Below are 12,970 nucleotides of genomic sequence, written 5' to 3' on the forward strand. Positions count from 1 at the left end.
ACCTTTTGCAAAACCATAAGGTGTTTTTTAGAAAATTATTTTGCTTCGAGCTAAACCTAGAAGCGTACAATCTCGATTATAGAGTAAACATTGCAGACAATGCAGCAAAGCAAAATTTTTGATATTCGATCTGAAGCTGATTTTCTAAAAATTAGTCTCGAAATCTTTCAATATCAATTTCAGCATAATAAAGTTTATCATCGCTTTTGCCAACTACTGAAGAAAACTCCAGAAAATGTATCTCAGTTCGGCGATATTCCATTTCTACCAATCGAATTTTTTAAGACTCATCAGATTATTGCTGAAGATAAAGAGGATAAGCCTGCCGAAATCACTTTTACCAGTAGTGGAACCACCGGAAGCACTACAAGCAAGCATTTTGTAACCAATTTGGGCATTTACGAGGATAGTTTCAACAAAGCTTTTGAGCAATTTTATGGCCCAGCTAAAGACCTATGCATTTTAGCACTACTTCCATCCTATTTAGAACGCGAAGGTTCTTCTTTGATCTACATGGTAGAGCATCTTATTCAAAAAAGTGATCAAAAAGAAAGTGGCTTCTATTTAAACAATCTTGATGAACTGAAAGAAACCTTATTAAAACTCGATAAAAGCGGAAAAAAGGTACTCTTGATCGGTGTTTCCTTCGCGCTTTTAGACCTTATTGAAAATCACCAATTTCAGCTAAAAAATACCATAATCATGGAAACCGGCGGGATGAAAGGTCGCCGTAAAGAAATGATAAGAGAAGAGCTACATAGCATTCTTTCTAAGGGCTTCGGAGTTTCAGAAATTCATAGTGAATATGGAATGACCGAACTGCTCTCTCAGGCTTACTCTAAAGGAAATGGTGTATTTGATTGCCCGCCCTGGATGAAGATCCTAATTAGAGATCCTGAAGACGCTTTTTCTTCAGTAAAAAAAGGAAAAACTGGCGGAATCAATGTGATCGACCTGGCCAATATTAACTCCTGTTCATTTATTGCCACTCAGGATCTTGGCAAGATTAATAAAGACGATTCTATAGAAATTCTAGGAAGATTCGACAACAGCGATATTCGCGGTTGTAACCTTATGGTGCTATAATTTCAGTCATTCTTTAAACGAGTGTTATTTTTAACCAAAAGCTGTAAGTAATCTGTAAATTAACCGACTAATTTTCCGCAGAATAGAAGAAGTCAAAAGTTTATTCTGTGGCTAAGTGAAATTTTTTCATATTAGATTGGTTAGTTAGTTGAATCCCCTCTTGAGCGATCAGGAGGGGATTTTTAATATATAACTGTGGCAATCTAAATTTGAATGTAGGACTTAAGCAACTACTAATATATAAGTATTCTTTTTCCCTTTGTTTAAGATCACATACTTATCGTTAATTAGATCATTAACCGTAATGGTGTAATCTTCTTTTACTTTTTCTTTATTTACAGAAACCGAATTTTCCTTTAAGGCTCTTCTGGCCTCACCATTAGATTTTAAAAAGTCGGTTTTAGCTGCTAAAGCACCAATCATATCTAACCCGGCTTCAAAATCTGCTCTGGAAACCTCAGCTTGCGGCACACCTTCAAAAACATCTAAAAATGTAGCTTCATTTAAAGATTTTAAATCATCAGCAGTACTTTTTCCGAATAAAACTTCAGAAGCTTTTACTGCATTATTATAATCATCTTCAGAGTGTACCATTACCGTCACCTCTTTCGCCAATACTCTTTGTAACTCTCTTAAATGAGGTGCTTCCTGATGCTTTGCAATAAGCGCTGTAATCTCTTCTTTACTTAAAAATGTAAAGATTTTGATATATTTTTCGGCATCAGCATCACTGGTATTTAACCAGTACTGGTAGAATTTATAAGGTGAAGTTCTATTAGCATCTAACCAAATATTTCCACCTTCGGTCTTACCAAATTTTGTTCCGTCTGCTTTCGTTATTAGTGGGCAGGTAAGTGCGTAACCTTTACCATCACCAATTCTACGAATCATCTCGGTTCCGGTAGTAATATTTCCCCACTGGTCACTACCTCCCATTTGCAACGTACATTTATGCTCTCTAAACAAATGAAGAAAGTCATAACCCTGTACTAACTGGTAAGTAAATTCAGTAAAAGACATTCCTTCTGAAGCATCTGAAGATAAACGCTTTTTAACTGAATCTTTAGCCATCATATAGTTTACACTAATGTGTTTCCCTACATCACGAATAAAACCAAGGAAGGAAAACTCTTTCATCCAGTCGTAATTATTTACAAGAACGGCAGTATTTTCTTCAGCTCCTTCAAAATTCAAAAATCTTGAAAGCTGCTCTTTTATAGAGTTTTCGTTATGTCTTAAAGTAGCTTCATCTAACAGATTACGCTCTGCAGATTTCCCAGAAGGATCGCCAATCATTCCCGTTGCACCACCTACCAATGCATAAGGCTTGTGACCTGCTAACTGAAAATGGCGAAGCATCATTACTCCCACCAGGTGACCAATATGTAAAGAATCTGCCGTGGGATCGATCCCAACATACGCAGCTCGCATTTCTTCGTTTAAATGTTCCTCTGTTCCCGGCATCACATCGTGAATCATCCCACGCCAGGTAAGCTCTTCAACAAAATTTTTGTTCATAATTAACAATTTGTTCTTAAAACAGCTGTAAAGATACCATTTACTCTTATTTTTCCTAAGTGCTTTAGCTATATTTACCACATGATTTTAGTTACAGGTGGTACCGGTTTAGTAGGCGCTCATTTGCTTTTAAAACTGGCAGAACAAAGAAATAAGATTAAAGCGATCTATCGACCAGAAAGTGATCTACATAAAACACTAGAGGTTTTCTCGTATTATCATCCTAAGGATGAAGCCGAACGTCTTTTTAAACGAATCGAATGGGTAATTGCTGAAATTACCGATGTCCCACAACTCACCGAAGCCTTTAAAGATATTACCCAGGTTTACCACTGTGCCGCTTTGGTTTCTTTTAATCCAAAAGAGGAAAAAGCGCTTCGAAAAATTAATATTGAAGGAACCGCTAATATTGTAAATCTATGTATCGACAATAAGATCGAGAAACTTTGCTATGTAAGCAGCATTGCAAGTTTAGGTAAACCAATCATAAAATCTGAACCAACTACTGAAACGACCAATTGGAATCCTGAAGCAAATAATAGCGATTATGCCATCTCTAAATATGGTGCTGAAATTGAAGTTTGGCGCGCCTCACAGGAAGGTGTAAAAGTAATTATTGTAAATCCCGGAGTGATCATCGGCCCTGGTTTTTGGAATAAAGGAAGCGGACAGCTATTTACTCGTATCCACAAAGGATTAAACTATCATTTTCCAAAAGGAACTGGCTTTGTTGGCGTAAAAGATGTTGTAAAAGCGATGCTACAGCTTATGTCTTCTGAAATTTATAATGAAGGCTTTATTCTGGTTGCTGAAAATCTAAGCTTTAAGCAAGTATTAGATTTTACTGCGGAAAGTATAAACAAACCAAAACCTCAAAAACCTTTAAAGAAATGGATGATCTCTATTGGTTGGTTTGTACAAAAATTCGCCTCATTTTTTGGCTATGATCGTAGCATTACAAAGAGTGACATTAACGGAATTTTCCAGAAATCGACTTACGACAACTCAAAGCTTAAAGATAAATTGCATTTCAAGTTTACTCCTATAAAAGAAGTAATTAAGGATACAGGGAATTATTTTGTGCAAGATCAAGATAAAAAAGAAACCACTAAGATCTAATTCTCACTTTGAAGAGATTCCATTGCTCGCTGCTCATTTTGCTTTAAACTATCCAGGATTTTTTCACCTTCAATAGAAATAGAATCTATAACTGTACTATCAACTTCAGTAGAATCGACTTGCTTTTTAAATTCCGGGCGATTTTTCTCTCTTTTTGCCTTTTTAATAGAATCTTCGACGCGCTTTTCTTCCGCTACTACTTCGTCTATGTAAGTTTTTAATGATTGAAGCGAGTCTTTAACCTTATCAAAAACTCGCTCGTAATCATCATAATTTTCGGTATAATAAGCATTACTTTTTTCAAATTGTGTGCTATCGATGCCAAACTTATCATAGATATACTGGTCTGGCTTAATACCGGTTTGCTCCAACATCACTTTGTTATAGTTTCTGGCCGCGTTGACCAAAGCCATTTCGGTAAGTACATTTACCATCTTATCTTCTGGAATAAGATTTTTAGGCTTGCTCATATGATCTACATCCTGGCAGGCAAGCCCAATAAAAACTATAAAAATAATGCTGTATTTAAACAATTTCATTATCTGTCGAACTCTAATTGCTGTGCCACATTGGTAAATGGCTGGTGTTTAAAGTTTTTATACACCAAATGACCATTTACAAACGTATGTGTAATCCTGGATTTAAAGGTCACACCTTCGAAAGGAGACCATCCACATTTATATAGGATGTTATCTGATTTCACCTGCCATGGTGCGTTTAGATCTACAAGTACTAGATCTGCTTTATAGCCCTCACGAATATATCCTCGATCTTTAATATCGAACAATATTGCAGGATTATGACACATCTTTTCTACGATCTTCTCTAAAGAGATTTTTTCCTGATGGTAGAACTGTAACATGGCCGGTAATGCATGTTGCACTAATGGGCCTCCACTTGGCGCTTTTGTATATGGATTTTGTTTCTCCTGCTTGGTATGTGGTGCATGATCTGTTGCTACAACATCTAAACGATCATCATTTAAAGCTTTCATAAGAGCTTCCTGATCTTTTTCAGTTTTAACCGCAGGATTCCACTTTATAAACGTTCCTTTTTTCTGATAATCGGTATCATTAAACCAAAGATGGTGAATACAAACTTCGGCAGTAATCTTTTTATCTTTTAATGACTTTTTATTACTGAAAAGTTCTAATTCTTTTGCCGTAGATACATGAAAAACATGCAATCTTGCACCAGTTTTCTTCGCTAATTTTACAGCACTTGAAGAAGATTTATAACAAGCTTCTTCACTTCTTATTTTTGGATGAAGCTCTATTGGAATATCATCACCATAACGCTCTACACATTCTTTAAGATTATTTTGAATAGTAGTTTCGTCCTCACAATGCACCGCGATCAACAAAGGTGATTTAGAAAAGATCTCTTCTAATACGTTTTGATCGTCTACCAGCATGTTCCCGGTTGAAGAGCCTAAAAATAACTTTAATGCAGCCGTTTTTTTAGGATCTACTTTTAATACTTCTTCCAGGTTATCGTTGGTTCCACCAAACATAAAAGAGTAGTTAGCATAAGATTTTTCTGCCGCAGTGGCGAATTTCTTATCTAACTCTTCTATTGTGGTAGTTTGAGGGATCGTGTTAGGCATCTCGATAAACGAAGTTATACCGCCGGCAACTGCCGCTTTACTTCCTCGCTCGATATCTTCTTTATGCGTTAAGCCTGGCTCTCTAAAATGCACTTGATCATCTATTACACCCGGTAATAAATGGCTTCCTTCAGCATCAAAAATCTGAACATCTGGAGATTTTGCACTAATAGTTTCGGCAATCTCTCTTATAATTCCATCTTCAATAAAAACATCACCTTCAGTAATTTTACCTTCATTTACGATCTTGGCGTTTTTAATCAGGACTTTCTTCATCACTATTTTATTCTGTTAAACAGACTTTTTACTTTCATCTTAATTACTCCAAAAACAGCTTCATAAATTATTGATCCGCTCATTTTTGAAGTTCCTCTGGTTCTATCGGTAAAAATAACAGGCACTTCGGTTATCTTAAACCCTAAAAGATGCGATTTAAACTTCATCTCTATTTGAAACGCATAACCTACAAACTGTATTTTATCAAGTTTTATACGTTCTAACACTTCTCTTTTATAACATACATAACCAGCCGTTGTATCGTGGATATCCATTCCTGTTATAAATTGCACATACTTTGAGGCCAACCACGACATTAGAACACGATTCATTGGCCAGTTGATTACATTCACACCTGTTACATATCTAGAGCCTATAGCAACATCTGCCTCTTCTCGTTTACAAGCATTATATAATCGTATTAGATCGTTGGGATTATGGGAAAAATCGGCATCCATTTCGAAAACATAATCATATTCCCGTTGTAAAGCCCACTTAAATCCATGTATGTATGCGGTTCCTAAACCTGTTTTTTCCTTGCGTTCTTCAAGAAAAAGCTGATCATGAAACTCGGCCTGGAGCGTTCTCACCCTTGTTGCCGTGCCATCTGGCGAATTATCATCTACCACTAAAATATGAAATTTGCGCTGCTGTGAAAAAATATTCCTAATCAGTCGCTCTATATTCTCTATTTCATTAAAAGTGGGTATAATAATTAGCCCATGAACCATTTTAGCAAATTTTGCACAAATGTAGGGATTTTAAACAACGCTTTCTTTTGTTTTTAAGCTTAGTTTTTATCACATTACTTTAAATTTGCGAAAAAAATAAGTGTGCAGGCCATAGAACGTTATACCGAACCTTTAGACTGGATTACGATCATATTTATAATATGCTTTATACTAATTGTAATAGTTAGAAACCTGTATACGAATCGCTTTAACGAGTTTCTATCTATACTTACCTCAAACAAATTTATGTTGTTTAGAGGAAAAGAGAACAACGCTTTTCATGGATTTAACATATTACTTTTTAGCGTTAACGCTCTTTCTATTTCTGTTCTAATATTCTGGCTTTATAAATACTATACAAATCCGGCTCCTGCAGATTACATTTTGATCTACATTAGAATATTAACCGCATACGTGTGTTTTATCCTTTTAAAATTTGGGGTCGAAAAAATAATCTCTAATATCTTCAATATCGATAAGGTCATTGACATCTATCTATTCCAAAAATTAAGTTATCGCAACTTCATTTCACTGCTGGTTTTTCCGCTAACACTTCTATTGATTTATACCTTTAATATTAGTGATATGTGGGTATATGGGATGGTTGGCTTTATACTTTTCGCCAATTTAACAGGCATATTTAACATCTTTAAACAGTATCAAAAGTTGATAAGCGGTCACTGGTTTTATTTTATTTTGTACCTTTGCGCTCTTGAAATTGCACCGTACTTTATTTTATATAAGCTTATTACAGTGTATTAAACGATCAGATAAAGAATTGATATATGAAAGTGAAAACAATTTTGGTTTCTCAACCAGAGCCTAAAGTAGAAAATTCTCCATATTTTGAACTGGAGGAAAAACAAAAGGTTAAAGTTGATTTCATCCCTTTTATTCACGTAGAAGGTGTTTCTTCTAAAGAAGTTAGACAGCAAAAGGTAGATCTTTCAAAACATACCGCAATTATCCTAACCAGTAGAAATGCAGTAGATCACTTTTTTAGAGTTGCTGAAGAAATGAGGTTTAAAGTACCAGATTCTTTGAAGTATTTTTGCCTTAGTGAAGCAGTAGCCTATTACCTTCAAAAATATGTGGTTTATAGAAAACGTAAAATCTATGTTGGGAAACGTACTTTTGCAGAGCTTTCTCCACTTATTAAAAAATACAAGAATGAGAAGTTTTTACTTCCTTCTTCAGACATGCTAAAACCTGTGATTCCAAAAACTTTGGATAAACTGGGAGTACAATGGAAACAGGCTGTTTTTTACAAAACTGTAGTAAGTGACCTTTCTCATTTAAGCGATGTAACTTACGATATATTAGTATTCTTTAGCCCTAGCGGTATTAAATCTTTATTTGAAAACTTTCCAGATTTCAAACAAAACGATACAAGAATTGCTGTTTTTGGTAACACAACGATCAAAGCTGCTAAAGAACACGGTTTAACTGTGAATATTAAAGCCCCAACTTCAGAAACGCCATCGATGACTATGGCTCTGAATAAATATATTGCTGAGGCTAATAAGAAATAAAGATTACCTTCTATTAAAATTCGAAATCCGGTGCTTTGATTATCAAACACCGGATTTCTTCATTTACAACATTAACAAATAATACTAGGCATTATATTTTAAGGCGACTGGCCCTCCCATTAAAATTTCCTGACTAGCATATTCCTTAAACTCTGAAAAATTATTATGAAAAGTGGTAGCAAGTTCTTCTGCTTTTTTATCGTACGTTTCTTTACTCTCCCAGGTATTTCTAGGGTTTAAAATTTCGCTTGGTACATCTGGACATTCTTTTGGCATCTTTAGTCCAAATACTTGATAGGTTTCAAATGTCTTGTTCTCTAACTTACCAGAAAGTGCAGCATTTATCATCGCTCTGGTGTATTTCAACTTCATTCGTTGACCAATTCCGTAAGGACCTCCCGTCCAACCGGTATTTATTAACCAGACATTTACATTAGATTTTTTCATTTTCTCGCTTAACATTTCAGCATAAACCGTTGGATGCAACGGCATAAATGGAGCACCAAAACATGCAGAGAAACTTGGCTGTGGTTCTTTGATCCCTTCCTCTGTCCCTGCAACTTTTGCGGTATAACCACTAATAAAATGATAAGCAGCCTGCCCAGGAGACAACTTGCTTATAGGCGGTAAAACCCCAAAAGCATCTGCAGTTAAGAAGAAGATATTCTTAGGGTTTTCCCCAACAGAAGCTTCCTGAACGTTTTGAATATGATCTATTGGATAACTTACGCGCGTATTTTGAGTAATACTGGTATCTGTATAATCCACTTCTCCATTTTTAAAGATCACATTCTCTAAAATTGCGCCTGGTTTTATCGCATTATAAATATCGGGTTCGTTTTCTTTAGACAAATTGATAACCTTCGCATAACAACCGCCTTCAAAATTAAAGATCTTATCATCTGGCGTCCAACCGTGTTCGTCATCACCAATTAATTTTCTATTAGGATCTGCAGATAATGTGGTCTTTCCCGTTCCTGATAAGCCAAAAAATATTGCGGTATCCCCTTCTGCCCCTACATTAGCAGAACAGTGCATTGGTAAGGTATTTTTAAAAACTGGCAGAATTAAATTTAGTGCTGAAAAAATACCCTTTTTGATCTCCCCGGTATATCCGGTACCGCCAATTAGTGCGATCTTTTTACTGAAGTTTAAAATCGCAAAATTCTCCTGTCTCGTACCGTCTTCTTCGGGATTTGCCTTGAAACCGGGGGCATTAAGAATTAACCAGTCTTCTTTAAAAGTTTTAAGTTCTTCTTCCGTAGGCCTTAGAAACATATTGTACGCAAACATGTTAGACCAAGGATATTCATTAATTACTCTAATATTCAGTTTATAATCATGATGAGCACAAGCAAAAGCATCCCGAACAAAAAGTTCTTTCCCAGTTAAATACCTAGTTACTTTATCATATAGTTTATCGAATTTCTTCTCATCAAAGGGAAGATTAATGTCTCCCCACCAAACTCGATCTTTAGTTACTTCATCTTTTACAATAAAACGATCTTTGGGCGATCTACCGGTAAATTTACCGGTGTAAATTGCCAAAACTCCGTCTTTGGTTTCTTTGCCCAGATCGCGTTTTAAAGTTTCTTTTTGTAATTCTTCGGGCGAGATTTGATAATTTGTAGTCACATTTTTGATTCCGTATTGCTCTAACGAAATCGTTTTCGTAATTATGTCTTTTAAATCCATAATTAAATATTTTGTGTGGTTTGTAATAACAACAAAATTAAAAATCTTCAATAAAAGAACTAATTTCAAAGATAAAATTATTGATATTTTAACTTTAACGACTTAAATATGAAAAGTGTCCAACCAACAATTAACAAAGCTCCTCCAAGCGGAGTTACCAATGCAATACTACTTAGATCTAATCCTGCTAATTCGTCTAAACTTAATAAATAGATCGAACCGCTAAAAAATATGACTCCTATTAGAAAAAACCAGTAAATAATATTGCTTTGTAATTTCGAGAAATTAGCTAATCCAATAAGTAAAAGCGCATGATACATCTGGTAGCGCACTCCGGTTTCAAAGGAAGTTAAAGTTTCTGCTTCTAACACACTTTTTAATCCGTGAGCCCCAAAAGCACCAAGAATTACCGCTAAAAGTCCAAATATTCCTCCTGTTACTAAAAATCTGCGCGTCATACTACAAGTTTTAATACCTTAGTTAGCATTACACAAAATTAGTTGAATTATGCAACAAATCCTGTTAATTGGCGCGGGAAAATCTACCGCTGTTCTTATAAAATATCTCTCAGAAAAGTCTTCCGAAGAAAACTTTCAAATTATTGTTGCAGACAAAGACCTATCACTTGCAAAAAAAGTAGTTAAAAATCACCAAAATTGCCAAGCTGTTAGCTTTGATATTTTTGATGCTGAAAGTTGCGAAACTCATATCACTCCCGCTGCTATTGTAATATCGATGCTGCCGGCAAGATTACATATAGAAATTGCAAAAAGCTGTCTAAAACTGAAGAAGAATCTTGTTACGGCATCATACATTAGTAATGAAATGAAAGCGCTGGACGCAGAAGTAAAAAAGGCCGGACTCGTTTTTATGAATGAAATTGGCGTAGATCCAGGGATCGATCATATGAGCGCCATGCAGGTGATCGATCGCATTAGGGATGAAGGCGGGAAAATACTAATGTTTGAATCTTTTTGTGGCGGACTCTTGTCTCCTGAAAGCGACAACAACCTATGGAATTATAAATTCACCTGGAATCCGCGGAATGTCGTAGTTGCCGGGCAAGGTGGTGTTGCCAAATTTATTCAGGAAGGAAACTATAAATACATTCCGTATCACCGATTATTTAGAAGAACCGAGTTTTTGGATATCGAGGGCTACGGAAGATTTGAGGCTTACGCTAACCGTAACTCTCTAGATTACCGTGAAGCATATGGCCTTCAGGACATCCTTACCTTGTACCGCGGCACTATGCGCCGTGTAGGTTATAATCGTGCCTGGAATATGTTTGTGCAGCTTGGGATGACAGATGATAGCTTTACGATGGAAGATTCTGAAAATATGACCTATCGTGAATTCGTGAATTCATTTCTTCCCTACTCTCCTACAGATTCTGTAGAGCTGAAATTGCGTCATAATCTTAGGATTGATCAAGATGATATTATGTGGGAAAAGCTCTTGGAGTTAGATCTTTTCAATAATATTAAAAAGATTGGGATCAAAAAGGCTACTCCGGCGCAAGCTCTTCAGAAGATATTAGAAGAAAAATGGAGCCTTTCTTCAGAAGACAAAGATATGATCGTAATGTATCATAAGTTTGGTTACGAATTAAATGGCGAGAAAAAACAAATAGATGCTACCATGGTTTGCCTTGGCAAAAATCAAACAGAAACCGCCATGGCCAAAACAGTAGGCCTGCCCGTTGGTATTGCCACATTAAAAATTTTAAAAAATAAAATAAACACTCCAGGTGTACATTTACCAATTTCCAGGGAGGTTTATCAACCTATATTACAGGAACTTCAAGAAAATGGTATCATTTTTAAAGAAAAACAAACAATCTATTTAGGATACAATGCCATAGGCGGGGTAAGTAATTAGGAAATGAAATCTTTTTTCCTATTTTAGCTTTATAACTACAACCAAATGAAGATTATAGACCAAAATGTCGTTATCGATGGTATCGACAAAACTATCCTTAACTTCCTAATGGAAGATGCCAAAAGACCAATTTTAGAAATCGCAAAAAACATAGGAATTACCGGCGCAGCAGTACACCAAAGATTAAGAAAATTAGAAAAATCTGGCTTGATCGAAGGCTCCCGTCTTATTATTGACCCTAGACTTTTAGGTTATAAAACCATGGCTTTTGTCGGCGTGTACCTAGATAAAGCAGTAAGCAACCCTCTTGCTGTAAATAAACTTAAAGAAATCCCTGAAGTTATCGAATGCCACTACACCACCGGAAACTGGTCGATTTTTGTAAAGGTACTTTGCAGGGACAATGAACATCTAATGAAAGTTTTGAATAAAAACATCCAGGGAATCGAAGGTGTCTCGAGAACAGAAACCTTTATTTCGTTAAATCAACAAATAAGTCGACAAATTAAGATTTGATATTTGGATTTATTCTAAATTAAAATTAATTTTGGCGGCAAATGAATTCGATTTATACATCAAAATATTTCGTTGCCAGCCAGTGTGACAGTAGCCGAAAGTTTTATATCGATTTTGGCCATAAAACGGTAAAGTTTTCTTTTTGCCAGTTATTGGCGTTTAGACATAAACTTAGATCGGTAAATATAGATAGGCATCTAAATGGTGAAAATGTACATGGTTTAGAAGTATTTAGTCTTTGTAACCGTGAGCACTTATTTGTCTTTAATACGCTAGAAATTCTTGATCTTCAGGATCTAATTAATGGTACTTTTGCCATGATGGAACTTAACTCGGTTCTTGCTTAGGTTTAGACTACTTCTAAATTGACCTCATTCTTAGCGACTTACTCCTTTTTTAGGTAATTTTGCCTAAAATCAAATCCTATGAAAGACCTTGTAAGACAAAATCTACTAATCCACGTAGATGTTTTAGATTTACTGAATAAACAAATTAAGCAGGAAGCAGAGTCTTCTTCAGCTTATCTTGCAATGGCGTCCTGGTGTGACCATAACGGACTTGTTTACAGCGCTGAGTTCTTCTATGAGCAATCTGCAGAAGAGCGCGAACATATGATGAAAATATTCCACTTTATAAATGATAATGGTGGGACCGCATATTCTCCTGAAGTAACTAACATTAATCACGATTTTACTTCTTTAGAAGAAATATTTGAAACCGCATTAGACCAGGAAATCGCTATTACGAAAAGCATACATAATATTATTTATGAATGCAGAAATAAACGTGACCTTACTACTGAAAACTTTTTACAGTGGTACGTAAACGAACAAATGGAAGAAGAGCAAACCATGCGCAGAGCATTGGAGTTGTTTGATCTTATCAATACTGAAAATGTAGGACTTCGCTTTTTAGATGAAAGAATTAAAGAAATTCGCGAAGAGTCAAATCCTACATAATTCAGATAAAAATATCACATTAAAAAAGGCGGTTTTAAAACCGCCTTTTTT

The 12,970-nt window shown here is 35.5% G+C and carries 14 protein-coding genes; 8 read left to right on the forward strand and 6 right to left on the reverse strand.

All coding sequences use genetic code 11. The features are described from left to right. Positions 1–99: 99 nt before the first annotated feature. Positions 100–1,086, forward strand: coding sequence for an acyl transferase (locus INR75_RS02300; RefSeq protein ID WP_223090588.1), 987 nt, complete (start codon positions 100–102; stop codon positions 1,084–1,086). Positions 1,087–1,308: 222 nt separating this feature from the next. Here INR75_RS02300 and tyrS read toward each other — a convergent pair whose 3' ends face one another. Further along, positions 1,309–2,604 (reverse strand): tyrosine--tRNA ligase, encoded by a 1,296-nt coding sequence (gene tyrS, locus INR75_RS02305; RefSeq protein WP_223090589.1) that lies wholly within the window; start codon positions 2,602–2,604, stop codon positions 1,309–1,311. A gap of 81 nt (positions 2,605–2,685) precedes the next feature. Between tyrS and INR75_RS02310 the strand changes: the two genes are divergently transcribed. Further along, positions 2,686–3,723 carry an NAD-dependent epimerase/dehydratase family protein gene (locus INR75_RS02310; RefSeq protein WP_223090590.1) on the forward strand — a complete coding sequence of 346 codons (1,038 nt, stop codon included), beginning with the start codon at positions 2,686–2,688 and terminating at the stop codon, positions 3,721–3,723. On the opposite strand, the gene INR75_RS02315 is transcribed toward INR75_RS02310, so the two are convergent. The 3 genes from INR75_RS02315 to INR75_RS02325 are packed head-to-tail and all read right to left on the reverse strand — an operon-like array spanning position 3,720 to position 6,336. Further along, complete coding sequence (locus INR75_RS02315) at positions 3,720–4,262, reverse strand: DUF4296 domain-containing protein (RefSeq protein WP_223090591.1); 543 nt, start codon at positions 4,260–4,262, stop codon at positions 3,720–3,722. The genes INR75_RS02310 and INR75_RS02315 overlap by 4 nt on opposite strands. Then, positions 4,262–5,605 (reverse strand): dihydroorotase, encoded by a 1,344-nt coding sequence (locus INR75_RS02320; RefSeq protein WP_223090592.1) that lies wholly within the window; start codon positions 5,603–5,605, stop codon positions 4,262–4,264. The genes INR75_RS02315 and INR75_RS02320 overlap by 1 nt, the downstream gene beginning before the upstream one ends. 2 nt (positions 5,606–5,607) lie before the next feature. Then, positions 5,608–6,336 carry a polyprenol monophosphomannose synthase gene (locus INR75_RS02325; protein WP_223090593.1) on the reverse strand — a complete coding sequence of 243 codons (729 nt, stop codon included), beginning with the start codon at positions 6,334–6,336 and terminating at the stop codon, positions 5,608–5,610. Between the two features lie 102 nt (positions 6,337–6,438). On the opposite strand from INR75_RS02325, the gene INR75_RS02330 reads away from it, so the two are divergent. Both INR75_RS02330 and INR75_RS02335 read left to right on the forward strand, forming a co-directional pair. After that, positions 6,439–7,098, forward strand: coding sequence for a DUF4271 domain-containing protein (locus INR75_RS02330; RefSeq protein ID WP_092539523.1), 660 nt, complete (start codon positions 6,439–6,441; stop codon positions 7,096–7,098). Positions 7,099–7,121: 23 nt separating this feature from the next. Beyond that, entirely contained in the window at positions 7,122–7,868 is a 747-nt protein-coding gene (locus INR75_RS02335; RefSeq protein ID WP_013069999.1) for a uroporphyrinogen-III synthase, read from the forward strand. An 84-nt stretch (positions 7,869–7,952) separates the two neighbouring features. On the opposite strand, the gene pckA is transcribed toward INR75_RS02335, so the two are convergent. Further along, entirely contained in the window at positions 7,953–9,563 is a 1,611-nt protein-coding gene (pckA, locus tag INR75_RS02340) for a phosphoenolpyruvate carboxykinase (ATP) (RefSeq protein ID WP_223090594.1), read from the reverse strand. 77 nt (positions 9,564–9,640) lie between these two features. Next, on the reverse strand, positions 9,641–10,021 hold the full coding sequence (locus INR75_RS02345; RefSeq protein ID WP_223090595.1) for a DUF423 domain-containing protein: 381 nt from the start codon (positions 10,019–10,021) through the stop codon (positions 9,641–9,643). A 49-nt stretch (positions 10,022–10,070) separates the two neighbouring features. Between INR75_RS02345 and INR75_RS02350 the strand changes: the two genes are divergently transcribed. The 4 genes from INR75_RS02350 (at position 10,071) to INR75_RS02365 (ending at position 12,919) form a co-directional block, all read left to right on the forward strand. Beyond that, positions 10,071–11,444 carry a saccharopine dehydrogenase family protein gene (locus tag INR75_RS02350; protein WP_223090596.1) on the forward strand — a complete coding sequence of 458 codons (1,374 nt, stop codon included), beginning with the start codon at positions 10,071–10,073 and terminating at the stop codon, positions 11,442–11,444. 45 nt (positions 11,445–11,489) lie between these two features. Continuing rightward, positions 11,490–11,960, forward strand: coding sequence for an Lrp/AsnC ligand binding domain-containing protein (locus INR75_RS02355; protein WP_092539527.1), 471 nt, complete (start codon positions 11,490–11,492; stop codon positions 11,958–11,960). 41 nt (positions 11,961–12,001) lie between these two features. Then, the gene (locus INR75_RS02360) at positions 12,002–12,307 is read left to right on the forward strand and encodes a hypothetical protein (RefSeq protein ID WP_092539528.1); all 306 of its coding nucleotides are present in this window, start codon (positions 12,002–12,004) and stop codon (positions 12,305–12,307) included. Between the two features lie 78 nt (positions 12,308–12,385). Then, positions 12,386–12,919, forward strand: coding sequence for a ferritin (locus INR75_RS02365; RefSeq protein ID WP_223090597.1), 534 nt, complete (start codon positions 12,386–12,388; stop codon positions 12,917–12,919). Positions 12,920–12,970 lie beyond the last annotated feature (51 nt).

It is taken from the genome of Zunongwangia sp. SCSIO 43204 (genome assembly GCF_019904275.1).
GTDB classification, from domain to species: domain Bacteria; phylum Bacteroidota; class Bacteroidia; order Flavobacteriales; family Flavobacteriaceae; genus Zunongwangia; species Zunongwangia mangrovi.